The following is a 25,665-nucleotide window of genomic DNA, read 5'->3' on the forward strand; positions in this document are numbered from 1 at the left end:
CCCGTGACGCGGAAGCACCCAATCGCAGGCGAACTGCCCGAGATCTTCGCCCGGGTTGCGGGGCTGCTGCTCACGGAGCCAGTGGTTGACCGGGCCGTGGCCAACCTGGCTCAAGCGGCCCACGAAAGCCTGCCCGGCAGCGTCGGCGCGGGGGGCACGCTCATCGATGCCCAAGGCCGGCCGACGAGCACGGCCTCCACAAACAGCCTCGTGAAGCAGGCGGACCGCTTACAGTACGACCTCGGAGAGGGACCTTGCCTCACGGCCTGGGCAAGCGCCCAAACCGTGCGGGTAGACGATCTTCGCTGCGACCAGCGCTGGCCGGAATGGGCCGGGGCCAGCGCCCCTCTCGGTTTGTTGTCCTGCATTAGTGTCCCACTCCTGGTGCCCGACGTGACCGGAAGCGGCGCGCTTGAACCCATCGGAGCCCTGAAAGTCTACGCGGACAGGGCACACGCCTTCGATGCACGCAGCGAACAGGTCCTGTCACTCCTTGCTGGACCCGCGGCACTCATCCTGTCCAATCTCCAGACCAGGGAACGCGCCGCACAACTCAGCGAATCACTCAAGGGCGCACTGCATAGCCGGAGCCTCATCGACATGGCCAAGGGCGCCCTCATGGAACGGCTGCAGGTGAATGAAAGGGACGCCTTACAGGTCATGATCAACCGCGCACGCACGGAAAAACTCCTGCTCAGCGTAGTGGCCCTGGGGATTATCGAACCTGCAGCGGACCTCGACCCCGAAGCACCATGACCGCGGAGCGTGATGGAGAGGCGCAAAGAGACCGGACGGCCCACACATTCCGGCGGTCCGACCTTGATGTCGACGAACTGTGGATGCACTACTTCAGCATCGGCGGCGATGCAGGGGCAATGGAGATCGAGGCCTACCTCCACGGCTCATACATGCTGCGCCCGATCCAGCGGGACCTGCTTGACCACGCCATCCATGAACTGGGCGATTCCTTCAGGAACTGAGCCCGGGACTTGGGAGAGCCGGCCCGCGGCTCCCAGGTTAGTCCCGCCGTCGTAAGTCAACGGTGCCGTCGCCCCGGCACCGGCGCCAGCCGCCGTCGGCCCTCAACTCCAGTGCGTCAGCTCCAGGGGCGTCAACGGGGCTGCTGCGACGGATTGTTGGGGACGCCGTGCGACGGCGGATTGATCGCCGGTCCCGATGTTGCCGGGCTGACCTTGGAGCCGGTCTGGCTCTGGCCCACTTCCGGGGTGTCCGGAGCGGAGGAGCCGCTGGGCTGCGCGCCCCCCATTAGGGCCTCCAAACGGTGCTCCAGTATCTGCACCACCGGAAGCCTGTTGCCGTGCGCCCGCTCGTACTCCAGCAGCTGACCCACGCCGCCCTCGTCGAGCCCCGAGATCCGGGACGGCAGGGTTCCGCTGGGGATGTGGTCGTAGTCGGCAAGCGGCAGTTCATCGTGTCCAGGAATATCGTTCATCGAAGCAACCTCCTAAAACAACAGCCTGCACCGCCAACAAGGGACGGCAGGCAATGGTCGGTCCTGTCAAAATAGCAGTGATCGGGCGAGAGCATAAGTCAGCCGCTTCTGATCGCAAGCGCAGCCAGGCCCTGCCTATGGAGCAGCCAGCCGCCAGCGATTAGGAGCAGGCTGACGGCCAGGAACCCCATGTCCCAGACCAGGGGGCCTCCCAGATCGTCCCGGACGTGATGGACCTGGAGCAGCTGGTGATCCACGAGGCCTTCCACCACGTTGAAGATCCCCCAACCGGCGAGCACCAGGCCGAAATGAAAGCTCCAGTTAGGTGCCAGCCTCCCCTGGCGCCAGGCGCTGATAGTGACGACGGACGCTACAAGGACCAGCAGCCACATCACGAGGTGGAAAAACCCGTCCACGAGTGTGTTCACTTCCAGTCCGGCAACCGTGTTTACCGGGTGATCGCGGGTGTTGCTCACCATGTGGTGCCACTGCAGGATCTGGTGCAGGACGATGCCGTCCAGGAAGCCGCCAAGCCCCAGCCCGAAGAGAATGCCCCCAGCCTTCGACGGGGGAATTTCGGCTACTCCGTGAAGGTGTCCCTGTCTGGCCATAGGCGTACGCTACCCCTATGCCAAGGGGGAGCAAAGGCCTAGAACCGGACAAGGGGCCGGCGCCATCCTCGGAGCCGCCAACCGAACGCGCTCTTCCGGCAGCCTGCCTTGATGGGTAATCTGAAGACATCAGCAGCCTGTTTCTTCGAGCGGGCCGATGATGGTGGCTCGTGCAGGAGGGCTGTCAGCCCCACCGGCGGCTGGCCCAAGCGACACTGGGCCGGAGGCCTCTTTCCCCTAGGAACTGCATTGAATCTTTCAATGAAAAGGCCAGGCATCCCTCCAGCCGGCAGGCTTCTGAGAACCTTCGGCGTCGAAGAGGAATTCCTGCTCGTGGACCCCACCACAGGGCTGCCCGTACCTGCGGCGGAACTGTCACTGCAACATCATGCGCGACGCTCATCGTCCGGCAAGGCGCCAGCTTTGGCCCTAGAGGTAAAGCAGGAGCAACTGGAGATTGTTGGCCCTGTCTGTTCCACCCTGCAAGAGATGGCGGAGGCCATCCGGGCGGGCCGGACTCTGGCTGATGAGGCCGCCCGGTCGGTGGGCGCACGAGCGGTGGCGCTAGCCACCAGCCCCGTACCCGTCCTTCCGACCCTCGTACCCGATCCCCGCTACCTGAACATGGCAACCCGATTCGGGTTGACCCTGAGGGAGCAACTCACCTGTGGCTTGCATGTCCACGTCCGTGTCACGTCAGGAGAGGAAGGGGTGGCTGTCCTGGATCGGATCCGTGTCTGGCTGCCCGTGCTGCTGGCGCTGAGCACGAATTCCCCGTTCTGGCAGGGAACCGACAGCGGCTACGCTAGCTTCCGCCACCAAGCATGGAACCGGTGGCCGACGGCGGGACCTTGCGAACGGTTCGGATCCGAACGGGCATATCGCCGTCACGTTCAGTCGCTGATCGCCACCGGTGTCCTCCTCGACGAGGGAATGGTGTACTTCGATGCGCGGCTCTCCCGCAACCACCCGACGGTTGAGGTGCGCATTGCCGACGTCTGCATGGACGCCGGGCACGCCACGGCAATCGCGGCCATTGTTCGGGCACTCGTGGAACGGGCGTCCCAGGACTGGCGGGCGGGTATTTCGGCGCCGCGCCTGTCCGCCGCTCAACTGCGCCTGGCGGCGTGGAAGGCCAGCGAGGCGGGAGTGGAAGGCACGCTTCTGCATCCGCTGCTGAACACGCCATGCCCGGCCACCGAAGCTGTGCAGGCCCTCCTGACGTATGTCCGCCCCGCTCTGGCGGCCAGCGGGGACGAGGAGCAGGTCACCCTGGGACTGGCCCGGATCCTCACTTCCGGGACAGGCGCACAACGACAACGGGAAACGATGATGAACAGCCAGAGCCTAGCCGCGGTGGTGATGGACGCCATCAACTGCACGCACGGGACGGCCGGCACCCCGCGTCGCCGGTCCCGGCGCCTCCAAGCCAGCTGATTAACTTCGACAGGAGCACCGATGGACATTGACGACGGCATCCGCAACTATGTCGACATCCATACTCCACTGCTCCTGGAGCGGCTCACCGAGTGGGTCCGCATACCGTCGGTGGCAGGCGTTCCCGAGCGCAAACACAATCTGACCCGGTCAGCCAACTGGCTGGCCGGAGAACTGCGCGACGTCGGGTTCCCCACAACGGAGATCTGGGAGGGGGCAGAGGGTCCTGCGGTCTTTGCCGAATGGTCCAGCGCTTCGGGCGCCCCCACCGTTCTTATTTACAGCCACCATGACGTCCGTGCCGTCAAGGAAGAGAACTGGGACCAGACCTCCCCGTTCGACCCCGTGCCGCGGGACGGCCGCCTCTACGGCCGGGGAAGTTCGGATGCCAAGGGCCAGGTGCTGGCACACATCTGGGGCCTCCGCGGCTACCTTCACGCTACGGGGCGCACGGCACCGGCCGTGAACCTGAAGGTGATCGTCGAAGGGGAGGAAGAGGCGGGTTCCCCGGGACTGGCAGACATTCTTCGGGAGAACCGGTCCCGGCTGGATGCGGACGTGGTGATCTTCTCCGACACCCTGCTGTGGCGGGCCGACCATCCTGCCCTCTGTACCAGCATCCGCGGCATGCTCGGTGCGCGGCTCGAGATCTACGGTCCACTCACTGACATTCACAGCGGCGCGGTCTCCGGCACCGCACCCAACCCCGCATTCGAGCTCAGCAACGTGCTTGCGCAGCTGCATGACCAAAAAGGTAGGATCACGCTCCCGGGCTTCTACGACGACGTCGAGGAGATTTCCCCGCGCCGCCGCGCCGAACTGGCGGCGCTCCCGTTCGACCCAGAGGACTGGCTGGAGCGTTCCCATACCCGCACCATTGGCGGCGAGGAGGGCTACACCGTCCCGGAGCGGCTGTGGGAGCGGCCCGCCGTCGAAGTCATTGCGATGGCGGCCGGTGACCCCATCGGCGTCGCCCGCGCCGCGGTTCCGTCGATGGCATCGGCTGACCTCAGCATCCGCACCGTCTCCGGCCAGAAAGTGAATGAAGTCGCTGACCAGCTTCGGCGCTGGGTTGCCGCGACCATCAGTGACCGCTATGCCTACGAGCTATCGGTGGAAACGGAGACCGCCCAGGAAGCCTACCGAACCCCGGACTGCGTATTTATTGAGGCCCTTTCAGCGGCAATGGCAAAGGGGTTCGGGGCAAGCGACGTGGGACGAATGGGAAACGCAGGTGGCGGACCCGCTGACCTTCTCGCGTCGGCCCTGAATGTTCCGGTGGTCTTTTTCGGGACGGGGCTGGTGGAGGACAACTGGCACGACAGCGACGAAAGCGTGAACATCGACGTTTTGAAGGCGGGCGTAGCGACGCTGGCCTTCCTGTGGGATGAACTCGGGCGGCAGGACTAAGGGCACGTGCTCCGGATCGAAAGAAGCCGGTTTCTTCTAAGGAGGCAATAAATGAAGGCAATGGTGTATCGCGGACCATACAGGGTCCGGGTGGAGGAAAAAGACATTCCAAAGCTTGAACATCCCAACGACGCCATTGTGCGTGTCTCCTTGGCGGCGATCTGCGGCTCGGACCTGCATCTTTATCACGGCATGATGCCCGACACCCGGGTCGGGATGACGTTTGGCCACGAATTCGTCGGCACGGTCCACGAGGTCGGATCCTCTGTGCAGAACCTAAAGCCCGGGGACCGTGTGATGGTGCCGTTCAACATCTTCTGCGGGTCATGCTACTTCTGCTCCCGGGGGCTTTATTCAAACTGCCACAACGTGAACGCGAACGCCACGGCGGTGGGCGGCATTTACGGGTACTCCCACACCTGCGGGGGTTACGACGGCGGGCAGTCCGAGTACGTACGCGTGCCCTTCGCGGACGTGGGACCTTCCCTGATTCCGGAGTGGATGGAGGAAGAGGATGCGGTACTGCTTACGGACGCCGTTGCCACGGGCTACTTCGGTGCCCAGCTCGGTGACATCAGCGAAGGCGACACTGTGGTGGTCTTCGGCGCCGGACCAGTGGGGCTGTTCGCTGCCAAGTCCTCGTGGCTGATGGGCGCAGGGCGGGTGATCGTGATAGACCATCTCGAGTACCGCCTCGAGAAGGCCCGGTCCTTCGCCCACGCCGAGACGTACAATTTCGTGGAATACGACGACATCGTCGTGCACATGAAGAAAATCACGGATTACCTGGGCGCAGATGTGGCGATCGACGCTGTGGGGGCAGAAGCGGATGGCAACTTTACCCAGCATGTGACGTCCTCCCAGCTGAAGCTGCAGGGCGGGTCGCCGGTGGCGCTGAACTGGGCCATTGATTCTGTCCGCAAGGGCGGGACGGTGTCCGTGATGGGGGCCTACGGTCCCATGTTCAGTGCCGTCAAATTCGGCGACGCCGTGAACAAGGGCCTGACGCTGAGGATGAACCAGTGCCCGGTCAAGCGGCAGTGGCCGCGGCTATTCGAGCACGTCAGGAACGGCTACCTTAAACCCAACGACATTGTCACCCACCGCATACCGCTGGAACACATCGCTGAGGGCTATCACATGTTTTCCGCCAAGCTCGATGGCATTATCAAGCCGCTTATCGTACCGAGTCCCAGCTGAAAGGAGCGGACACCATGCCCTACACAGCGGACAAGCCGAAGCCCAAGGAGAGCAGTGAGCAACTACGAGCCCGCATCCCCGGGTGGGGCGTAGACCTGGATCCGAAGGACCGGCCCTCCGTGCCGCGCGAACGCACTGACCTCGCGACCGGCGCACATTGGGAGTTCCCCGAGCGGCAGGAAGAGAAGGTGCCGCGAGAGCGGTCCGTCGAGCACAAGTTTTTGACCCCCGTCTTCGGCACGTCCGCTCCGCCCGCCGGCCTCTCCGGAGCACTGCGCAAAGTCGCCTATAGGTACAGCGAGGGCCGCGCGGCCCACTGGCTGATCCTGCTCGCAGCCGACCGCATTAACGCGTGGGAGAGCCGTTTGGCGTCCTTCATCTCGCTGCACCCGGACAACCCCGTCACTGAAAGCGGCGTCCTAAGCGAGTTCTCCGGGCACGGTTTCAGGTCAAGATTTGGAAGGAAGCGCGCAGACCTCGCCCACCAGTGGATCGATCCGGCCGTCGCCGCAGGCCCCTGGATCCTCGCCTGCGCGGCCGTAGTGGCCATTGCCAGAAAGCTGCGGCGGCACAAGGCCTGACCGCCCCGACTAAAACGCGATTGTCCTGCTCAGACGGATGGGACAGCTTGACGGCACGCGCAGCACGGACTAAACAATAAGTAGCCTTAGTAATTGTTCACGTCCTGCACGAGGAGGAATTGCCATGAGTGAGAAGCCAGGTAACCAGACGCCGAACACCCCCGATGTCAGCGAGACCGAGCTGCGGGAGATGAAGGTGGATGAGCTCCGGCAGGAGGCGAAGGACGAAAACATCAGCGGAACTTCGGGCATGCGCAAGGAGGAGCTCGTGAAGGAAGTTGCAGGCGCCCGTTCCGAAGCCGGCGCCAGCCGTGGAAGCGAAGATACGGACACCGACGCCGACGATCTGGGCGCCGGCCCCGAAGGCGGGAAGATCCGGCACGGCGACGCCTCATCCAGCTCGTTGAAGTATTCGCAGGAGGTCACCTCCACCGAGGATGAGCCCGAACGTGAAGGCCGCAGCCTGGCCACGACCCACCACGAGGTCATCCGGCAGTGGGCCGAAGAACGCGGCGGAGTCCCGGCCACTGTTGAAGGCACTGAACACGGCGATCACCTGGGCGTGCTGCGGATAGATTTTGGCGGCAACGACAGCAATTTACGCCGCGTCAGCTGGGAGGAATGGTTCAAAACGTTTGACGGCCGCCGCCTTAATTTCATCTACCAGGAACAGCGCACTGACGGAACGCAGTCCAACTTCTTCCGGCTAGAAAACCCGGAACGTGAAGACGCCTAGGGGCGCCAGGGGCCTGCGATTTTGGCTCCTCGCCCTTCTCGCGCTTTCGGGAGGCGTACTTTCGGGGTGCGCCGCTGAGGGAACGGAGGCCGCAGAAGCGGCCGAGGCATTCCACCGGGATGTGGCCAGTTCCGATATGACGGCGGCCTGCTCGCGGCTCCAGTCCAAGACGCGGGAGGAGACGGCACGGTCGAGTGATGCCGGCACCTGCGAGAGCCAGCTGGAAAAGGCCAACATCCCGGACCCGGGAAAGCTGCTGAGCACCGAACAGTTCGGCCGTGACGCGTTCATTGAGTTCGAGAACGACACAGTTTTCCTGGCCGCCTCCGACGCGGGTTGGAGAATCACGGGCGCAGGCTGCACCGCGAACGGGGAAGAAGCCCCGTACACCTGCGAAGTAGGAGGCAAATAGAATGCGCTGGAGCTTTGCCCTGTACCTCATCCTGATCTTCGGCGGACTCGCCTACATGGCCGCCGTCGGTCTTGTTCGGGGATAGGCGGACCGTGAAAAAAGCACTCAGAAACAACGGCCTCAGCCTCTTCTTCGGCCTTATCTTCCTCTTGGCCCTGCTGGGTCAGGCGCTCACCGGCCATGCCCTCTTCAACGAGGAGCAGGTGGCTTCCGGACTGGAAGAAATCAGCTTCGCCCAGTACCTGGTGTCGTCTAACTTCGCCGTGGACGTCTCCGAAAACTGGCAGTCCGAATACCTGCAGTTCCTGCTCTACATCTTCGCGACCATCTGGCTGGTCCAGAAGGGATCGCCGGAGTCGAAGGAACTGAACGAGCCCGGCCCGGAGTCGGACCAGGAACAGCTCGTGGGCGAGTACAGCAACGCCAAGTCCCCGAAGTGGGCCCGCGTCTCCGGCTGGCGGCGCACCCTGTACTCCAACTCCCTGGGACTGACGATGGGTTTGATCTTCGTCCTGTCATGGCTGGTCCAGTCGATTGCCGGCAACAGCAACTACAACCAGGAGCAGATCCAGAACTTCCAGCAGCCCGTCAGCTGGGCGGAGTACATTGCGTCGCCCGAGTTCTGGAACCGCACCCTGCAGAACTGGCAGTCCGAATTCCTCGCCGTCGGTTCCATGGTTGTCCTGTCGATCTACCTCCGCCAGCGCGGCTCGCCGGAGTCCAAGCCCGTGGGCTCGGCGCACGACGACACAGGCACCACGGGCTAGCGCCGCCTCACAGCCCGTCGACTGCCCAGCCCTCCTGGTAGTCCGGGTGGTCCTTGTAAACGGCGGCGAGGGACATCAGGACATACTCGCTCGTGGAGCCAATCGCCGTGGGGACATCGGTGACCAGCGGGACGTTGCCCAGAATCACCCGTTTGGCCGCGCATTCTGAAAGTACGCGCCCGGGATTGAACCAGCCGACGACGGGTCCCGCCGACCCCTCCATCTCCAGCCCCCGCCGGGCATCCGCCTCGTCCTCGGAGATCCGCGCTTCCAGAAAATCGATCAGGTCGGCCATGTGAAGCCCCTCGCATTCTTCTTGTGTGGGTGGATGGAGTCAGTGATTGGACCGTCGGTCGCGCCGGAGTAACGTCAGTCGTCCTCCTTCGGGCGGTGCCGTCTTTGCGGAGCGAGCGGAACAACAACCACCGGCCGGGTCTGCCAGTGCGTGAGGTGGCCGGCCACCGAGCCGAGCAGCAACTGCTCTAGCCGGGCGCCCACCCCGCCTTCGCGCGTGCCCACCACAATGACCGAGGCATCCGCCGAATCCGCCAGCCCGGCCAGCGCCCGCGCGGGTTCCCCGACAAGGGTCAGGAGCGACCAGCGGATCCCGGCCTTGCCCAGGACAGCCTGCAGGTGCTCCCTCAGGTGGGCGCTCGTTTGCTCGGCATCGTCGACGGTTCCGTCCTGCCCCGCCGACTGGAGCAGGTCCTGGTCGTCCCGCTCGTTGCTGAGGTAGGAGGTGATGTCCACATAGGCACAGATGAGCTTGACGTTCAGGGAGTACGCCAACCGGGCGGCGCTTTGCACGACGGCGGGCGGCTGCCCGGGCACGACGCCAGCCACCACCGGGCCGGCAATCCGCTGGGGGACGAATTCGCCCTCCCCTCCAGGGGACCCGGCTTTCCTAGCTGGCTCATTCATGAGTGCTGCCATTCCCACTGTCCTCACGGCAGATCGACACGACTCTCAATGCCAGCCTACTAGGACCCACTGGCACAGGCGGGCAACCTGGTGGAGGATGGGCGCATGGCGGGACGGCGAGGTCGCACGCAGTTTGCCGTTGCCGGCTGGCTCTTCGGGTCCGTAACTGTCGTCCTGGGCTTGGTCATCCACGCTGTTTCCGGCCTTCCCGTGCCTGCGGCGCCGATCGTCGTCGCCGCCGCCGCGCTGTTGAGCCTGGCCGGCGCAGCCGCTGCTGTACGCGCCCGTTGCGGCGGCGCTGCTGACATTTCTGCTGGTTCAGCGGCTGAAAACATCGGACCCGAAGCGGTTCAGCCCGGGTGCCGCAGCGTACCCCAGATAGGGCAGGCCGAAGGTGTCCTCGATGCTGGCCAGCAGGCTGTAGTGGTTGTACAAACGGTTCGAGGCGGTGCCTGCCCTGGCCATCGGTGACAGCACCAGCGCCCCGATCAGTCCGCCCGCCGCTCCCCCGGGCAGCGCAGCATCCGCGCGTTCCTTCCCCTCCGCCTCATCGAAGGTGATGACCAGCATCCCGTCCTGTTTGTACGCCGGGGAGGCCAGGATCTCCGGAACATGCTTGCGGAGCCATGCGTCCGCCGACACCAGACCACCCTCCCGCCCGTCAACGCACGGGCTGTCATGCCCGTCATTGCACAGGTTGGGGCTGATGTAGGACAGGTTTGGTGTGGTCGTCACGGTTTTGAGGTCGGCGGCGAGGTTTGAGAAGTCGACGTCGTTGGCCTGGCACTCAGGCGTCGACGTGATTCCGGCAAAGTACACGAACGGGTTGTGCCGGGTGGCGTACTGGTCGCCCTCTTGCGCAGCATGGTTCGCATCACGAGCGCCCGGCTCCGGATGGAGGCACGGGGTGCCCATATCCTCCATGTACCCCTTCCAGGTCTTCCCTGCCGTGCTCAACTGGCCGGCAACCGTCTGCACGGACTCGGGGTACACGCAGCCGTGGCCCCGAGCCTGGCCCAGCGATGCTGTGCCGCTCGAGTCAAACGGCTCATAGTCCGGGCAGTCGCCCTTGGTGGCGGGGTTTGGGCCCTGTCCCGAAATCTGGGCGATGTAATTGGGCAGGGAGGCATGCCCGATTGCGTAGTACCGGCTCAGCAGCACGCCCTGCGGGCGCAGGGTCTGGGACAGGTACTCTGCGTCTGACCGATCGTTCCAGACATCCCGGTAGGACTTGTTCTCCAGGTTGATCACGAACACGTGCCCGGGCCTTGCCGCTGCCGGCGAGGGCGACGGCGACGGCGACGGCGACGGACCAGTTCCGCAGGCAGCAAGCCCCGTGAGGGCGCCCACCGCCAGCAGGGCACCCGGGAGGAGCTTCAGGCCACCCGGACTGCGCCGGCGCCACCCCGGGAGGCGCCACCCGTAGCGGCCCCACCCCGGAAGGTCCCACCTGTGAATCAGAGCAGCTCTCATTGGATCCTGCCTTCTGCAGCAACGTTGGTTCGTGGTCCAGGCTCCATAGGTCCCAGCTCCATGGTGGCACCGCTGTCCCGGCAGAAGCATGAACAAAAGCTGGGAGCTGTTTGGGAGGGCGCACCATGATCCTCCGGAACGCGGGGCGGCTCACATGTTAAGTTGAATTGGTGGGACTGACCTGTCCTGCGCGCCAGCCTGAGAGAGCCAACACGTGGAATCGCCTTCGCCAGTCCGAATCCTGACCGTCTGCACGGGCAACATCTGCCGTTCCCCCGTGGCGGAACGCCTGCTCCAGGCCGGCCTGGACCAGGTGCTTCCCGGCGGCTTCGAGGTGCGCAGCGCCGGAACCCGTGCCCTGGTGGGCGACCCCGTCCAGCCGCTCTCCGCGGACATCATCCACACCTTCGGCGGCACGGCGGAGGGCTTCGCGGCACGCCAACTGACGGGCAGGATTCTTCGGAATGTGGACCTGGTCCTCACCATGACCTCCGGACACCGGGGCGAGGTGCTCCAGCTGGATGCCTCGCTGCTTAAGCGCACCTTCACCATCCGCGAGTTTGCCAGGATGCTCGATGTCCTGGAGGAGCGTGAGGACCAGGCACCCCAGAGTGGCGGCCTCAACGGTGAACGGCTAGCGGCCAACACCAAGCTGTGGCGCAAGCTTCCTGCCCGGGCAGCATCCGTGAGGCACCTCGCGCTGGCCCCGGACGCCGCGGACAACGACGTCGTCGACCCCTACCGCCGCAGCGACGAGTACTACCGGCAGATGGAAGACGAACTGGCCCCGGCGATCATCTCCATCCTGCGTTTCGCCCGGCTGAACGCGCCCTCCTAAAACCGGCCCGCCGCCGTCGTTCTCACGGGCGACTTTTGGTGGTACCGTCCGATCATGAAAGCCCGGAACACTCCGGGGGCAGGGGACGACGGCGACCCCGCTCCAGGCGCCAATGGCGGCGCCAAACCCAAGCGGACCACACGCAACATAGTTTTGGCCGTGCTGCTCGGGATTGCCCTGGTGGCCGGCGGCTTCCTGTTCAATCTGGCCCAGATCTGGAATACCCAGACAGCCAAGACGGAGATCAGCGCGGCCCCGGAAAGCCCCCCGCAGACAGCCACCTCCAAGCCCTCGCCCAGCAAACCGGTGAAGCCGGCGCCAAAACCGGTGAAGCCACCGCCCCCGCCCACGCTGCCGATGAACATCCTGCTCATCGGCAGCGATCACCGTAAAGGCGACGCCCCCACTCCCAACGGCCTGCCGAACCAGCGCTCGGACGTCCTTATTCTCGTGCACCTCGCGGCCGACGGCAGACACGCCTACGGCATCTCGCTCATGCGCGACCTGTGGGTTCCGATCCCGGGGTACGGCGAGGCCAAGATCAACGCCTCGCTGGAGCAGGGCGGTATGCCGCTCGCTGTGAAAACAGTGGAATCGCTGTTCGGGCAGAAGATCCAGCACTCCGTCATGATTGATTTTGAAGGCTTCAGGGGAATCACCGAGGCGCTCGGCGGCGTGGACGTGAACGTCCGGGAGGCCTTCACCTCCACGCACGACACGCACCAGCATTTTCCCGCCGGAGTGAACCGGCTCAAGGGCCAGCGCGCCCTCGAATTCGTCCGCGAACGCTACGCGTTTGCCGACGGTGACTTCCAGCGCGTCGAGAACCAGCAGCTTTTCCTGCGCTCGACGCTGGGCAAGCTGCTCTCCGCCCGCACCCTGGCGAACCCGGTAACGCTCTACAAGCTGGTCAGCACGGCGTCCAAGTACATTACGGTGGACAAGGGCCTCAATGCTGCAACGATGGCCAGCCTCGCCTACAGCCTGCGGAATGTCCAGGTGCAGGACGCGGTGTCCTTCACGCTTCCAACGGCGGGATTTGGGACCAGCACCGACGGGCAGTCGATCATCCTGCCGGACTATGGCGCCATGGCCCAGGTTGGCGCGGCGCTGGGCAAGGACAGGATGGGGCAGTACGCTGCGACATTGGGGAAGTGAGACGTTCGGAAAATAAGGGGCATTTGTGAAAAAACTTCTTTGGATCATCGTTGCCGTCGCAGTGGCGTTTTTCATCATGGGCGCCGTCATCAAGGCGGTGGCCTTCCTGCTGTGGGTGGCGCCGGTCCTCCTGCTGGCAGCCGTGCTGGTGTTCTTCCTCAACCGGTCGGGCGGCAAACGCATCCCCTGACGCCCCCTCAGGTCCTGCTGCCTGTTCCCCAACGCTTCCTCACGTCCTGCAGCGAATGCTCAAACGCTTCCTCACGTCCTGCATGTTTCGGGCCAACGCTTCCTCATCCGGTGATGGAGTGTGCGAAAAGGCCGACGAAAAGTGATCGTGCGTCCGGGGTTGAGCGGAGGGTGGTTACTTTGCTGACATTCCGGGTACGGCACGAGTAACGTGAAAAATTCGCAGGCCTAGGCTGAACGGGAGTGCAATCGTGGGACAGAACGGAACCTCCGCTGACGGAACGCACAAGGATGCCCCGGTACCCGCAGCCTGGACCGCCGGCGCCGTGGAACTCATCCTGATCCGGCACGGTGAGAGCCAGGGCAACGTGGCCGCCACCGACGCAACGGTTTCCGGCGCCGAGGTGATCGCGGTCCCGGCCCGTGACGCCGACGTCGAGCTTTCCTCCACAGGGCGGGAGCAGGTGACGGCCCTGGGCCGCGCGCTGGCGGCGGTCCCCGAGGGCCGGCGGCCCGACGTCGTCATCTCCTCCCCGTACATGCGCGCCTACCAGACGGCAGAGATCGCCGTGGAGACGGCGGGCTGGCCCGTCCCCGTCCGCTCGGACGAACGCCTCCGCGACCGCGAACTGGGCATCCTTGACATGCTCACCGCCTTTGGCGTGGAAACCCGGCTTCCTCAGGAAGCAGAACGACGGCGGTGGCTGGGCAAGTTCTATTACCGCCCGCCCGGCGGGGAATCCTGGGCGGACGTGGCACTGAGGCTTCGCTCCGTGATCGGGGAGCTCAACGCGCTGGGCAGCGGCCACCGGGTGATGCTGGTCTGCCACGACGCCGTCGTCATGCTGTTCCGCTACATCCTCGAAGGCATGTCCGAACGGGAGCTCCTGGACGTGGCGGCCAGCACTCCGGTCCTGAACGCGTCGCTGACCCGCTATGTGCGACCGGACGGTGTGGGCCCGTGGACGCTGGACAGTTTCAACGTGGCCGACCACCTTATGGAGCAGGGCGTCGAAGTGACCGAACACTCCGGGGACGCCAATGTCCACCCGCGCTGAGCCTGCCAGGGCGTCTGCCGCCGACAGTGCTGCCACCCTGATCACTCCGACGCTGCTGCGGAGCTGGCCGCTGCCCTCGGCGGGATCCGACAAATACTCCCGTGGCGCAGTGCTGGTCATCGGCGGCGGGAGGCGCACTCCGGGTGCCGCATTGCTCGCTGGCACCGCCGCACTGCGCGCCGGCGCCGGCCGGGTGACCCTGGCCGTAGCGGAGTCAGTGGCCGTTCAGCTGGCGGTGACGCTGCCGGAGGCAGGGGTGATCGGATTGCCCCAATCCGCTGGCGGTTCCGTGGGTGATGCCGGGCTGGAAAACCTGCTCGCGGACTTCGATGCTGCAGATGCCGTCCTGATCGGCCCGGGACTGGACGACATCGATCAGACCGAGGCGCTCCTCCGCGCTCTGCTGCGGCATGAATCCTCCCGGGATCCGGGTGATGCTCCGACAGTTGTGCTCGATGCCTACGCCTTGGGCGCACTCCCCCGGCTGCTTGACCAACTGAGCCCTTGGGCGGGGCGGCTGATCCTCACGCCGAACCCCGCCGAGGCCGGGATCCTGCTGGGCCGGGATACTGGGGATTTGGCGGCCGACGTCGTCGAGCTCGCCCGGAAGTACCGCGCGGTGGTGAGCTGCCAGGGCGTCATTGCCGGGCCTCCCGGCGTGGGAAACCCCGACGGCGACTCACCGGTAAACGGCTCCCCCGGCGTTGACTTCCCGGACACCGGAGACCACTGGGAAATCACCACCGGATACGGCGGGCTGGGGACTTCCGGCAGCGGCGACATCCTGGCGGGTGCCATTGCCGGGCTCCGCGCACGGGGCACCAGCGACGCCCAAGCCGCCTGCTGGGGCACGCACCTGCACGCCGCGGCAGGCGACAGGCTCGCCAGCCGGGTGGGCAGCCTGGGCTATCTGGCTCGGGAATTGGCTGACGAACTACCCCCGCTCATGATGGAACTGGCCACGTAGCGGAGGCAGGCGCAGCCGGCGGGCCTCACCGGGTTTCGACAGGCTCAACCGGCGGAGACAGGCTCAACCGGCGGCTCATTTCAGTGACTTCAGGATAGACCGGAGGGACGTGGCGGCCTTGGTGGCAGCGGCCTGCGGCTCGGCCCGGCCCGCTGCAACGTCGCTGACGGCATTGGCTATTGGCAGTTCGTTCATAGCGGCACCGGCAAGGTCGCCGTGGCCCTGCACAATCCCCCAGTGCTCCAGGTCTCCGGAGCCCTGCAGCACGGTGGCGAGAACGTCCTTTCCGTAGATGCTGCCGAACCGCTCGGTCCTTCCCGTTGCCACGGGAATGGACATCCAGGCCTCCGCGTACTCGGCCGGATTTGCAGCACTGCCCAAGCGCACCGGAACCCGCTCCTCCGGGGCAATTGCAAGCCACTCGGCATAGCCATCGGTCAGGAAGTACTCCACGAACCGGCGGGCAGGTTCGGTGTCCGAATCAGCTGTCACGGTCCACGAGATCACTTCGCCGAAGTGCGCCGGCCGCTGCCCGTCTGGCCCCTGGAGGCCGGCAGCTACCCCGGTGTTCCGCGCCAGGAACAGCGGGTCTTTGCTGCATTCGGGGCAACCGGGTCGGGCGTCAACACGCGCGCCGGCCAACTCGTCCAGCATGTGCGTCGGCCAGATGGCCATGGCGGCCTTACCGGCGAAGTATGCGGCCCGCACCGAATCAATGTCCTGGATGCCAGGCCTGGAGTAGTCCTTGAGCAGGTCGCGGTAGAAGGCGAGCGCCGCCACGCACTGCGGGCTGTCGAACGTGATGCGGCCCTTGGCATCGACCATCTCGCAGCCGTTGCCCTGTGCAATGTGTTCAAAGGACTGCTGCGTGAAAGCCTGACCGGTCTTGTTGGCCGCGACAATGCCTGCCAGTTCCGGGGAATTGAGCTGCTTGGCTGCGGCAATGATGTCCCCGTACGTCCGGGGGGCCTTCAATCCAGCCTTGGCGAAGAGGTCCTTGCGGTAATAGAGCAGCTGCTGCCAGGCGGAGCCGGGAACGGCCAACTGGTGGCCGTTTTCGCGTGTCAGTTCGAGTGCCCGGGCGGTCCACGTTTCTTCCCCGAGGCTTTGCACTATGGCTGCATTTGTCTTGTAGTCGATATGTTTCGCGGCCGCTATGGTCTGGACCTGCCCCAGCGACAGGGAAGTCATCACGTCGGGAAGGTCACCCGAAGCGGCCGAGGACGTCAAGACCTGGTTGAAGCGGTGCGGGGGCACACCCACAAGGTCAGCCTTGATGCCTGTCGCCGCGGTGAAATCCTCGATGACGACCCGAAGCTTGGCCATGCGGTCCGGAAGCGTCTCTGTGGTCCAGACCGTGATGTTGTGGTGGTCGGCGTCCGGGCTGGGTGCGGGTGGTTGACCGTTGCCGGGAGTGCAGGACACCAAGAAGGCCGCCGCCAAGGACACCGCCGCTAGAACGCCCGCCCTGACATGGCCTCTGGTCCTATTCACCTGGCGCTCCTGCCAAACGGTGCCGCAGTATGAATGCACGCCGGGCGACGAACCCCGCGCACAACTAGGAGACCTGTGTCATAAGCGTATCCAATTGCTCCGCGGCTGTCAGTAGGGCGGGGCTTCCGCGGCGCACAGGGCGCACATGAAGGGACGGCCCCCGCTCGTTGAGCCGGAGGCCGTCCGCGAGAGGATCCGGATGCTGCTGCCGTGCGCTATTTGGCGCGGTGGCGTGCTCCCGGGCTAACCGCCCCTTCTGGCAGCCAATTTAAAGCCCCGGGTCCTCCCGTTCTCCGCCAGCTGCATCGGCTGGCCGTAGATGTTTTATAGCACCCCGCCCATTCCGCCACAAGGGTTCGGCCGCGGATTTTTTCCTTGCGGATATCCGGCCGTTTGGGGCAGGGATTCGGGACGTACGACGGCGGCCGGCCGGCTGTTCCGGCGGCGTCTCCGCCGGGTGGGGTGCTATTGCTCGGCCCGGCAGGGCGGGAGTATTTTAAGCGTGGGATTGAGCTCAAGCAGCAGGGCACCGATGCCCCCTTACCAGGAGCACGTCAATGACGACCATCTCCAACGCCCAACTGCCCGGCGAAGCGCAGCGTCCCTCCGGCGACCCCTTGTGGTGTTCCGAGTGCCAGACGGATGTACACCTGATCGTCGAATCGATCGAGGCCCTTCATCCCCCTCAGGACGGCCTAGTGGACGTGTCCTACACTTGCATCGAATGCGACAACTTCTATGCCCACCCGGCCGGCGTCCACGACGTGGCAGGTGTGTTGAACCGTCACGGCCAGCTGATGGGTGTGCTGCAATTCGGCGGCGAATACTTCCACTGCGGCGCGCCGATGACGTCGCTCAGCTCGGGAACCAGCAGCATCGCCGGCTCAGAGCTGGGCCGCCACCGCACCATACACGACGTGCATCTGCCCACCCGGCTGCTGCACTGCGCCTGCGGGTTCCAGATGGAAGTGCCGGACTGAACAAAAGACCCGCACTGAAGGGACACCCGAGTTTTTGTACAGATAATGGGCGCTAGGTGCCACTTTGGAGCCATTATCTGTACACAAAAACTCGGGGCAGGTTGGCAGAAAGCGGCGGCAGCCCGCCGTCGTCCGAGCAACTAAGGTGAGGAGAACGGCAATGTCCATCTTGGCACGCGACATCATGACCGGCGGGGCAGAGTGCATCGGCGCCAACGAAAGCCTGGAGCAGGCGGCCAGGAAGATGAAGGACCTCGACGTTGGTTCCCTCCCGATCTGCGGCGAAGACAACCGGCTCAAGGGCATGCTCACCGACCGGGATATCGTGGTCCGCTGTCTGGCTGAAGGCGGCGACCCCAAGAGCACCAAGGCGGGCGATCTCGCGGAGGGCAAACCGGTGACCATCGGCGCCGACGACACGGTCGACGAAGCCATCAGGACCATGCAGCAGCACCAGGTGCGCAGGTTGCCGGTCATTGACGGCCACGACCTGATCGGAATGCTCAGCCAGGCAGACATTGCCAGGAACTACCCGGAGGACCGGGTGGGCGAACTGGTGGAGTTCATCTCCTACTGAGCGCCGGAGTCCGTGTCGGGCTGCCCGTCGCCGGCATCAGCAGGCTCGGGTTCGGCAGGCTGGGGTTCGGCAGGCTCGGTGGGCGAAATCTGGGCATCCGGGTACACCTGCTCGGGGCGGTCGCCGTAATACCGGGCGAGCCAGCGGCACAGCCCGTCGAGGCCGGGAAACAGCACACGTTCGGTGACGTTGGCCTGGTCCAGGTGATTCCGGATGGCCCATTTCAACTCAGCCGGAAACACCACCTTGCGGTACAGCTCCGGATGCTCCGCGAGCCAGTCCGCCAGCGAAGCCTCCGGATCCGTCATGATCGAGAACACGGCGGACTGGTTGACGATCCGGTCATCCAGCGACGGCGGTTCGAAGAACAGCGGGACGCCGCCGCCGTCGTCGGACCTGTATTCATCGAAGTCTTCCAGCGACTCAGCGGCAGCGGTGAGGATCTCGGTGGTGAACAGGCCGTGGCCCAGCGGCTCCACATGGGTGCGCAGGCCAGACGGCAGCAGCTCGTGCGCCGCCACGTAGTCCACGCACCAAACCACGCCGGGCCGCCCGAAGCCCCGCAGGTTCGAGGTGGCGAAGTGGAGCGCGACATACGGGGAGAACGTCCAGTCGAGCAGGCGGGTGGGAAGTCCGTGGTGCTGCGCAACGCTGAGCCAGTTCCAGAGCGAATCCCCGGGCGTGGCATTCCGGTGGGCGTACTTCTTGAAATTGCGCAGCAGGTGCTGCTCCAGGCCGCCGGCGGCTTCTGCCTGCAGCCTGGCGAGGCCGGTCTCCAGCGGATAATCATCGGAGGAGAGGCCGCGGTAGGCGATGTTGATGCGGTACTTGGCCTCTGACGGCTGCCACTGGTCCTGGGTCAGGGCAAAGATCAGCTCCTGAAGATCTCCCACCTGGACTTCCTGTCCGTTTCCCACAGAACCGCCTTTTGGACTGGCGCCAACACAACTTGCGCTGGGTACTTATCTTCAGATACTAATCATGCTTACTATATGCATGCCAGCATCGGACAACCGCAGGAGAATCTATGCGCAGAGTGCTTGCCACTTTCACCGCCGTGCTTGCCCTTGCCGGTGCCGGGCTTTCGCTTGCTGCGCCGTCGTATGCAGGGCCATTTGCGACGGCCGCAACAGCGGCAGTCCACGCCGGGGCAGTTCAAGCTGTCACGGTCCAGACGGGCACGTCCGATGCAGCCGGAACGCCGGCGCCCACCGGAACGTCGTCCCCGTCCGCAACCCCGTCGGAACCTCCGGCCAACCCAGGCACAGGAGAACCGGCCGAATCGGAAGCCAACCGCCTCGACTACGCCCCGTACGTCATCGCGGCGGTGTTGATTATCACCCTGATCATCATCTTTGTCTGGCGACGCCGCCGCGGGAACAAAACCGTGGTCTAAGCGCCGCCGAGAACGGGCTTCCTTAACAGGGCACATCACAGTAGCCGTTTCACCAAAATTCCAACTAAGGAGTAGGCGCCATGACCACCATGAACAGCGCGGCCGGTGCAAGGTCCCGGCTGCAAAGGGCCGCCCAGGCCGTCGGAGCAGTATTCCTGCTCGTCGGCATCCTCGGCTTCATTCCCGGCATCACCACGAACTACGAGTCGCTGGGAATGGCCGGACCCGCCTCCGAGGCCCTGCTTCTGGGCGTCTTCCAGGTATCCATCCTGCACAACATCGTCCACCTGCTCTTCGGCGTGGCCGGCCTGCTCATGGCCCGGACGCCGGGACAGGCAAAGAGCTACCTGCTGTACGGCGGGGTCATCTATTTGGTCCTGTGGCTGTATGGCCTGCTGATCGGCCACGACACCGCGGCGAACTTCGTTCCGATCAACACGGCTGACAACTGGCTGCACTTCCTGCTGGGCGTCGGCATGATCGGACTGGCCCTCCTGCTGTCCCGCGACACCAGGAGGGTCCACGGTCCCGCCACGGGCCATTAACCAGTAAACCTTTTGCGGGGGTGCCGCAGGCGCTATCCTGATGCCGTCGGTTCTGTGAACCGCTCACGGTGTTGCCGGCACCCCCGCACCAAACGGGGCGTTGAAGCGCGATGCCGGGGAGTGGCAGAAGATGACCGCATATCAGCAACCAGTCAGCACCACCGCCGCTGAGGCTCCCAGCGTGGTGCCCCGCCGAAAAGGCAACATGGTGGTCAAGTGGATCACCTCCACCGACCACAAGACCATCGGGTACATGTACCTGATTGCTTCCTTCGTGTTCTTCTGCCTCGGCGGCGTGATGGCTTTGCTCATCCGCGCCGAGCTCTTCGAACCCGGCATGCAGGTCGTAGTGACGAAGGAACAGTACAACCAGCTGTTTACCATGCACGGCACGGTCATGTTGCTCATGTTCGCCACCCCGCTGTTCGCCGGCTTCACCAACGTGATCATGCCCTTGCAGATCGGTGCGCCGGACGTCGCATTCCCGCGGCTGAACGCGCTGGCTTTCTGGTTTTTCCTGTTCGGCTCCACCATTGCGGTGTCCGGCTTCATCACCCCGCAGGGATCCGCCTCCTTCGGATGGACGGCCTACGCGCCCCTTAACAACACCACATTTACGCCGGGCATCGGCGGTGACCTGTGGGTGTTCGGCCTGGCACTGTCCGGCTTCGGCACCATTCTGGGTGCGGTGAACTTCATCACGACGATCGTCTGTATGCGCGCCCCCGGCATGACCATGTGGCGCATGCCGATCTTCACCTGGAACACCTTCATCACCTCGGTTCTGGTGCTGATGGCGTTCCCGCCGCTGGCCGCCGCGCTGTTCGGCATCGGCGCGGACCGGCGCTTCGGCGCCCACATCTACGACCCTGAGAACGGCGGCGCGCTCCTGTGGCAGCACCTGTTCTGGTTCTTCGGCCACCCCGAGGTGTACATCATCGCGCTGCCGTTCTTCGGCATCGTGTCCGAGATCTTCCCGGTCTTCAGCCGCAAGCCGATCTTCGGCTACAAGGGCCTGGTCTACGCGACCATCGCGATCGCCGCCCTGTCAGCCACGGTCTGGGCCCACCACATGTACGTCACCGGCTCCGTGCTGCTGCCGTTCTTTGCCCTCATGACCATGTTTATCGCGGTGCCGACGGGAGTGAAGTTCTTCAACTGGATCGGCACCATGTGGGGCGGTTCGCTGACCTTTGAGACCCCAATGCTGTGGGCCATCGGCTTCCTCATCACGTTCCTCTTCGGCGGCCTGACCGGCATCATCCTCGCCTCCCCGCCGCTGGACTTCCACGTCTCCGACTCCTATTTCGTGGTGGCGCACTTCCACTACGTGGTGTTCGGCACCGTGGTGTTCGCGATGTTTGCCGGCTTCTACTTCTGGTGGCCGAAGTGGACCGGCAAGATGCTCAACGAGCGCCTCGGCAAGATCCATTTCTGGATGCTACTGGTGGGCTTCCACGCGACGTTCCTGATCCAGCACTGGCTCGGCGTTGAAGGCATGCCCCGCCGCTACGCCGACTACATGCCGCAGGACAATTTCACGGCCATGAACCAGTTCTCCACCATTGGCTCGTTCCTGCTGGGCGCCTCGCTGATTCCGTTCTTCTGGAACGTCTTCATCACCGCCCGGAGCCGGGAAAAGGTGGAAGTCGACGATCCGTGGGGCTTCGGGGCTTCGCTGGAATGGGCCACGTCGTGCCCGCCGCCGCGGCACAATTTCACGTCCCTGCCGCGCATCCGCTCCGAACGCCCGGCCCTGGACCTGCACCATCCCGAGCTGCGCATCCGCGAGCACGACGCCGTGCACACCCCGATAGCTGACGCTCTGGGCGCTGCAGACATCGGCGAGCGTGACGTGAAGAACCCGAACCCGGACGTCTGACTCCGCGGTTCCCGACACGGCGGCTCCTGACACTCAGGCCCGGCCGCTGCGGGAAGCACCTTCCGGCAAAGACCGAGGCCCCGGACTCCTTGGGGAATCCGGGGCCTCACTGTGTTCATTTCAGGTAGCTGTGTTCAGTTCGGGTAGCTTGCGGCCCGGCTCAAGCAGCCGCCGCGACCGGGAAGCGGCTTGCTCCGGCGCCCATACCGGCGTCGGCCGGGGCCAGGACGCGGACGTTGCATTCGGACTGCTGCGGATCAATAGAACGCGGCAGGTGGTGCGTTTTGGAGCATTCCCGCAACTGTTCAAGGGCGATGGGCTCCACCCGGGCGTGACTGACATCAACGACGAGCTGCAGGCCCTGACGGAGGTGGTTGGCGCGCTTCATAACGACGTAAAGAGCTTGGATGCTTTGGGCGGTTACATGTCCCTGGGCGGCGACCTGAGCCTCACCGCAGTCAAGGTCCACGCGGACCAGTACCTTGAGCTTCTGGTTCAAAACTTCTCCCCTCATGCGCGGCCGCGACGCTGCGACCGGATCTAACCCTAGCCTGCATGTGACTCAGGTAACAGGAAAATCCTGAATGTTGCGGAAATGGGACATTTCCCGACCGCTCGGCATACGGCCGTCCCACGCGCATTTTGGCCCAGGACGCGCAAATGGTCCGGCGACGCGGGGATTCCAGCGTCACCGGACCATTTGCGCGTCCTCAGGTGTTTCCGCGTCCCCAGGTGCGCCGCCGGGCGTCCTCAGGTGTTCGACGACGGCAGACGGTCGGGCGGGCGGCCTAACTGCGGGTCGGGTCGGGGCGCAGTGGCTCGGGCCCGGGGTCCGGCACCGGAAGCGGGCCGGGCGGCTCCGGCGTGGGAATGGGGTTCGGCGGTGCGGGACGGGACGGGTCCGGCCGCATCGGATCCGGTCCGGGCTCCGGCGGAAACGGCTCTGGTTCATGCACTGGCGGGATGGTCATGCTTCCCCCTCGAAGGCTCGTGTGGGTTCCTTATTGCTGACGCGAGTTCAGGATACGCCCGGCGCCTGAACGGGGACAGGGCCTTGGCTTGCGGCGGGGAACGCCAAAAAGACAATCTCTCCCCCGGTAGCGAACGGCGGCCCAAATGTCAGAGCCGCTCTATATATTGAGGAAATGACCCACACTCCCCTGCAGCAAACCGCAAGCTCCTCCGCCGCTGCCACGCCCCGGCCGCCCGTCGCCAGGAGGGTGCCGGCCGAGCGCACGCACCACGGGGACACCTTCGTGGACCAGTATGAGTGGCTGCGGGACAAGGAGTCCGAGGAGGTTGTGGCGCACCTGAAGGCAGAGAACGCCTACCAGGAGGCCCTCACGGCACATCAGGAACCGCTGCGCGAGGCCATCTTCCAGGAGATCAAGGGCCGCACCAAAGAGACAGACCTGTCCGTTCCGAACCGCAAGGACGGCTGGTGGTACTTCAGCCGCTCCGTGGAGGGCAAGGAGTACGGCATCCAGTGCCGGGTCCGCGCCCAAAACACGGGCAATCCGGTGGCGGACTGGACACCGCCGGCGGTGGAGGCCGGCGTCGAAATTCCCGGCGAGGAAGTCCTGCTGGACGGCAACGTGGAAGCCGAAGGCAAGCCTTTCTTCTCCGTGGGCGGGACCGCCGTCACCATAGACGGAAACCTTTACGCTTACGCCGTGGACAACTCCGGCGACGAGCGGTTCACCCTGCGGATCAAGGACCTGCGGACCGGCGAACTGCTGCCGGACACCATCGAGAACGTCTTCTACGGGGTTTCCTTCTCCCCGGACGGCACCCGCATCTTCTACACCGTGGTGGATGATTCCTGGCGGCCGTACCAGGTCAAGTCCCACGTCCTGGGCACCCCCGTCACCGACGATGAGGTGATTTACCAGGAGGACGACGCCGCCATGTGGCTGGGCTTTGAGCTCTCCTCGGACCGGCGTCACCTCGTGCTCGGCATCGGTTGCTCCGAGTACAGCGAAACGCGCCTGCTGCGCTTTGACGATCCCGACGCCGGCCTGTCCACCGTCATTTCCCGCAACGAACGCGTGCTTTACGAGGCTGAGCCGTTCCTGCTCGAGGGTCCGGACGGGCAGAAAACTGAACGCATCCTCATCACCCACAACCGCAACGCCGTGAACTCGATGGTCTCGCTGGTGGACCCGGCCGAGCTGTCCAAGCCGCTGGCCGAGCAGCACTGGACCACCGTCGTCGAGCATTCCGACGACGTCCGGGTCAACGGGGCGGGGGTCACCGCCACCCACCTCGTGGTCTCGATCCGGAAGGACACCATAGAGCGGGTCCAGGTGAGGTCTCTGTCCGGGCTGGGCACCGCCGCCCAGCAGGCTCCGGTGGAGCCGGCATTTGACGAGGAGCTGTACACCTCGGGGGTGGGCGGCTCCGACTACGAAGCTCCCGTCATCCGGCTGGGCTACACGTCCTACTTCACGCCGTCGCGCGTGTACGACTTCGTCCTGCCCACGCCCGAGCGGCCGGCCGGCGAACTGCTGCTGCGCAAGGAAAGCCCCGTACTGGGCGGCTATGATTCCGCGGACTACGTGGCCACCCGCGAGTGGGCTGAGGCCGCGGACGGCACCCGGGTCCCCCTTTCGGTGCTGCGGCACAAAGCCGTTGCCCGGGATTCGACGGCGGCCGGCCTGGTTTATGGCTACGGCTCATACGAGCTGAGCATGGACCCGGGCTTCGGCATCGCCCGGCTTTCACTGCTGGACCGCGGAGTTGTGTTCGTCATCGCCCACATTCGCGGCGGCGGCGAACTCGGCCGGCACTGGTACGAGGACGGCAAGAAGCTCAGCAAGAAAAACACGTTCACAGACTTCATTGCCGCCACAGACTGGCTGGCGCAGTCCGGCTGGGTGGCACCGGACCGGATTGCCGCGCTGGGCGGATCCGCGGGCGGCCTGCTCATGGGCGCGGTGGCCAACCTCGCTCCGGAGAAGTACACCGCCATCGTGGCACAGGTTCCGTTCGTGGATCCCCTCACCAGCATTCTGGACCCGGAGCTGCCGCTGTCGGCCCTTGAGTGGGAGGAATGGGGCAACCCGATCACAGATCCCGCGGTGTATGAGTACATGAAGTCATACACGCCGTACGAGAATGTCCGCGAGGTGCCCTATCCGAGGATCGCGGCGGTGACGTCCTTCAACGACACCCGGGTGCTCTATGTGGAGCCGGCCAAGTGGGTGCAGGAACTGCGGAACAAGACCACAGGCAGCGATCCGATTGTCATGAAGATTGAAATGGACGGTGGCCATGGCGGGGCCTCCGGCCGCTATGTGCAGTGGCGCGAGCGGGCCTGGGACTACGGCTTCATCGCGGATTCGTTGGGCGCCACGGAGCTGCTGCCCGGCGCAGGGCTGAAGTAGCCCATCCTTTGCTCCGGAAGTGCCCTTTTGAACGCGCAGAAGGGCATCGTCGGAGCAATGGATGGGTTTTCAGGGGGTCCTGCCTGCCGTGAGGTGTTTCCAGAAAATAGTAATCCTGCTTACTATTGACGGGCATACGGGCTCGGTGCACCTGTCCGCTGGGGGCGGGGAATCCGACGCCGGAACTGGAGCAT

28 protein-coding genes are annotated in these 25,665 nt (G+C 64.8%); 20 read left to right on the forward strand and 8 right to left on the reverse strand.

Features of this window, described 5'->3' with window-relative positions:
* Window positions 1-3 precede the first annotated feature (3 nt).
* Window positions 4-756, forward strand: coding sequence for a GAF and ANTAR domain-containing protein (locus tag QFZ33_RS20875; RefSeq protein ID WP_307030588.1), 753 nt, complete (start codon window positions 4-6; stop codon window positions 754-756).
* Window positions 753-980, forward strand: a complete 228-nt coding sequence (locus tag QFZ33_RS20880) for a hypothetical protein (RefSeq protein WP_307030590.1) — start codon at window positions 753-755, stop codon at window positions 978-980. Before QFZ33_RS20875 ends, QFZ33_RS20880 begins: the two co-directional genes overlap by 4 nt.
* Window positions 981-1,111: 131 nt before the next feature.
* Here the strand turns inward: QFZ33_RS20880 and QFZ33_RS20885 are convergent, their stop codons facing one another.
* Together QFZ33_RS20885 and QFZ33_RS20890 are read right to left on the reverse strand one after the other, a co-directional pair.
* Window positions 1,112-1,453, reverse strand: a complete 342-nt coding sequence (locus QFZ33_RS20885) for a hypothetical protein (protein WP_307030593.1) — start codon at window positions 1,451-1,453, stop codon at window positions 1,112-1,114.
* A gap of 98 nt (window positions 1,454-1,551) precedes the next feature.
* Window positions 1,552-2,064, reverse strand: a complete 513-nt coding sequence (locus QFZ33_RS20890) for a DUF2243 domain-containing protein (protein ID WP_307030595.1) — start codon at window positions 2,062-2,064, stop codon at window positions 1,552-1,554.
* Window positions 2,065-2,325: 261 nt separating this feature from the next.
* Between QFZ33_RS20890 and QFZ33_RS20895 the strand changes: the two genes are divergently transcribed.
* The 7 genes from QFZ33_RS20895 (at window position 2,326) to QFZ33_RS20925 (ending at window position 8,607) form a co-directional block, all read left to right on the forward strand.
* Window positions 2,326-3,501, forward strand: coding sequence for a glutamate--cysteine ligase (locus QFZ33_RS20895; protein ID WP_307030597.1), 1,176 nt, complete (start codon window positions 2,326-2,328; stop codon window positions 3,499-3,501).
* A 21-nt stretch (window positions 3,502-3,522) separates the two neighbouring features.
* Window positions 3,523-4,911: a M20/M25/M40 family metallo-hydrolase gene (locus tag QFZ33_RS20900; RefSeq protein WP_307030599.1), complete on the forward strand. Its 1,389-nt coding sequence runs from the start codon at window positions 3,523-3,525 to the stop codon at window positions 4,909-4,911.
* 51 nt (window positions 4,912-4,962) lie between these two features.
* Window positions 4,963-6,111: a zinc-dependent alcohol dehydrogenase gene (locus QFZ33_RS20905; RefSeq protein ID WP_307030601.1), complete on the forward strand. Its 1,149-nt coding sequence runs from the start codon at window positions 4,963-4,965 to the stop codon at window positions 6,109-6,111.
* A 14-nt stretch (window positions 6,112-6,125) separates the two neighbouring features.
* Window positions 6,126-6,692, forward strand: a complete 567-nt coding sequence (locus QFZ33_RS20910) for a hypothetical protein (protein ID WP_307030603.1) — start codon at window positions 6,126-6,128, stop codon at window positions 6,690-6,692.
* Window positions 6,693-6,816: 124 nt separating this feature from the next.
* Window positions 6,817-7,428, forward strand: coding sequence for a Rho termination factor N-terminal domain-containing protein (locus tag QFZ33_RS20915; RefSeq protein WP_307030605.1), 612 nt, complete (start codon window positions 6,817-6,819; stop codon window positions 7,426-7,428).
* Window positions 7,415-7,840, forward strand: a complete 426-nt coding sequence (locus tag QFZ33_RS20920; protein ID WP_307030607.1) for a hypothetical protein — start codon at window positions 7,415-7,417, stop codon at window positions 7,838-7,840. The genes QFZ33_RS20915 and QFZ33_RS20920 overlap by 14 nt, the downstream gene beginning before the upstream one ends.
* 92 nt (window positions 7,841-7,932) lie before the next feature.
* Window positions 7,933-8,607, forward strand: coding sequence for a DUF6766 family protein (locus tag QFZ33_RS20925; RefSeq protein ID WP_307030609.1), 675 nt, complete (start codon window positions 7,933-7,935; stop codon window positions 8,605-8,607).
* Window positions 8,608-8,614: 7 nt separating this feature from the next.
* Here the strand turns inward: QFZ33_RS20925 and QFZ33_RS20930 are convergent, their stop codons facing one another.
* The 3 genes from QFZ33_RS20930 to QFZ33_RS20940 all read right to left on the reverse strand — a co-directional run bounded on the left by QFZ33_RS20930 (window position 8,615) and on the right by QFZ33_RS20940 (window position 11,001).
* Window positions 8,615-8,902: a DUF6221 family protein gene (locus QFZ33_RS20930; protein WP_307030611.1), complete on the reverse strand. Its 288-nt coding sequence runs from the start codon at window positions 8,900-8,902 to the stop codon at window positions 8,615-8,617.
* Between the two features lie 74 nt (window positions 8,903-8,976).
* Complete coding sequence (locus tag QFZ33_RS20935) at window positions 8,977-9,528, reverse strand: universal stress protein (RefSeq protein ID WP_307030613.1); 552 nt, start codon at window positions 9,526-9,528, stop codon at window positions 8,977-8,979.
* A 318-nt stretch (window positions 9,529-9,846) separates the two neighbouring features.
* The gene (locus QFZ33_RS20940; RefSeq protein WP_307030615.1) at window positions 9,847-11,001 is read right to left on the reverse strand and encodes an alkaline phosphatase family protein; all 1,155 of its coding nucleotides are present in this window, start codon (window positions 10,999-11,001) and stop codon (window positions 9,847-9,849) included.
* A gap of 214 nt (window positions 11,002-11,215) precedes the next feature.
* Between QFZ33_RS20940 and QFZ33_RS20945 the strand changes: the two genes are divergently transcribed.
* The 5 genes from QFZ33_RS20945 (at window position 11,216) to QFZ33_RS20965 (ending at window position 15,211) form a co-directional block, all read left to right on the forward strand.
* Window positions 11,216-11,839, forward strand: a complete 624-nt coding sequence (locus tag QFZ33_RS20945) for an arsenate reductase/protein-tyrosine-phosphatase family protein (RefSeq protein ID WP_307030617.1) — start codon at window positions 11,216-11,218, stop codon at window positions 11,837-11,839.
* Between the two features lie 54 nt (window positions 11,840-11,893).
* A complete protein-coding gene (locus QFZ33_RS20950) occupies window positions 11,894-12,997 on the forward strand; it encodes an LCP family protein (protein ID WP_307030619.1) in 1,104 nt (367 codons plus the stop codon).
* 25 nt (window positions 12,998-13,022) lie between these two features.
* The gene (locus QFZ33_RS20955) at window positions 13,023-13,187 is read left to right on the forward strand and encodes a hypothetical protein (RefSeq protein ID WP_307030621.1); all 165 of its coding nucleotides are present in this window, start codon (window positions 13,023-13,025) and stop codon (window positions 13,185-13,187) included.
* A 250-nt stretch (window positions 13,188-13,437) separates the two neighbouring features.
* A complete protein-coding gene (locus QFZ33_RS20960) occupies window positions 13,438-14,244 on the forward strand; it encodes a histidine phosphatase family protein (RefSeq protein WP_373427308.1) in 807 nt (268 codons plus the stop codon).
* The gene (locus QFZ33_RS20965; RefSeq protein ID WP_307030623.1) at window positions 14,228-15,211 is read left to right on the forward strand and encodes an ADP-dependent NAD(P)H-hydrate dehydratase; all 984 of its coding nucleotides are present in this window, start codon (window positions 14,228-14,230) and stop codon (window positions 15,209-15,211) included. Before QFZ33_RS20960 ends, QFZ33_RS20965 begins: the two co-directional genes overlap by 17 nt.
* A gap of 75 nt (window positions 15,212-15,286) precedes the next feature.
* On the opposite strand, the gene QFZ33_RS20970 is transcribed toward QFZ33_RS20965, so the two are convergent.
* Window positions 15,287-16,705, reverse strand: a complete 1,419-nt coding sequence (locus QFZ33_RS20970) for an ABC transporter substrate-binding protein (RefSeq protein ID WP_307030626.1) — start codon at window positions 16,703-16,705, stop codon at window positions 15,287-15,289.
* A gap of 557 nt (window positions 16,706-17,262) precedes the next feature.
* On the opposite strand from QFZ33_RS20970, the gene QFZ33_RS20975 reads away from it, so the two are divergent.
* Both QFZ33_RS20975 and QFZ33_RS20980 read left to right on the forward strand, forming a co-directional pair.
* Complete coding sequence (locus tag QFZ33_RS20975) at window positions 17,263-17,685, forward strand: hypothetical protein (RefSeq protein ID WP_307030628.1); 423 nt, start codon at window positions 17,263-17,265, stop codon at window positions 17,683-17,685.
* 160 nt (window positions 17,686-17,845) lie between these two features.
* Window positions 17,846-18,262, forward strand: a complete 417-nt coding sequence (locus QFZ33_RS20980) for a CBS domain-containing protein (protein ID WP_307030630.1) — start codon at window positions 17,846-17,848, stop codon at window positions 18,260-18,262.
* On the opposite strand, the gene QFZ33_RS20985 is transcribed toward QFZ33_RS20980, so the two are convergent.
* A complete protein-coding gene (locus QFZ33_RS20985; RefSeq protein WP_307030632.1) occupies window positions 18,256-19,179 on the reverse strand; it encodes an FRG domain-containing protein in 924 nt (307 codons plus the stop codon). The genes QFZ33_RS20980 and QFZ33_RS20985 overlap by 7 nt on opposite strands.
* A 110-nt stretch (window positions 19,180-19,289) precedes the next feature.
* Here QFZ33_RS20985 and QFZ33_RS20990 point away from each other — a divergent pair, with 110 nt between their 5' ends.
* The 3 genes from QFZ33_RS20990 to ctaD all read left to right on the forward strand — a co-directional run bounded on the left by QFZ33_RS20990 (window position 19,290) and on the right by ctaD (window position 22,085).
* Window positions 19,290-19,658: a LuxR family transcriptional regulator gene (locus QFZ33_RS20990; protein WP_307030634.1), complete on the forward strand. Its 369-nt coding sequence runs from the start codon at window positions 19,290-19,292 to the stop codon at window positions 19,656-19,658.
* Window positions 19,659-19,738: 80 nt separating this feature from the next.
* Window positions 19,739-20,203 (forward strand): DUF4383 domain-containing protein, encoded by a 465-nt coding sequence (locus QFZ33_RS20995; RefSeq protein ID WP_307030636.1) that lies wholly within the window; start codon window positions 19,739-19,741, stop codon window positions 20,201-20,203.
* A gap of 130 nt (window positions 20,204-20,333) precedes the next feature.
* Window positions 20,334-22,085 (forward strand): aa3-type cytochrome oxidase subunit I, encoded by a 1,752-nt coding sequence (ctaD, locus tag QFZ33_RS21000; protein ID WP_307030638.1) that lies wholly within the window; start codon window positions 20,334-20,336, stop codon window positions 22,083-22,085.
* 160 nt (window positions 22,086-22,245) lie between these two features.
* Here the strand turns inward: ctaD and QFZ33_RS21005 are convergent, their stop codons facing one another.
* The gene (locus QFZ33_RS21005) at window positions 22,246-22,584 is read right to left on the reverse strand and encodes a hypothetical protein (RefSeq protein WP_307030640.1); all 339 of its coding nucleotides are present in this window, start codon (window positions 22,582-22,584) and stop codon (window positions 22,246-22,248) included.
* A gap of 646 nt (window positions 22,585-23,230) precedes the next feature.
* Between QFZ33_RS21005 and QFZ33_RS21010 the strand changes: the two genes are divergently transcribed.
* A complete protein-coding gene (locus tag QFZ33_RS21010) occupies window positions 23,231-25,471 on the forward strand; it encodes a S9 family peptidase (protein WP_307030642.1) in 2,241 nt (746 codons plus the stop codon).
* Window positions 25,472-25,665: the final 194 nt, after the last annotated feature.

Origin of the sequence: Arthrobacter globiformis (genome assembly GCF_030815865.1) — a bacterium.
GTDB lineage: Bacteria > Actinomycetota > Actinomycetes > Actinomycetales > Micrococcaceae > Arthrobacter > Arthrobacter globiformis_B.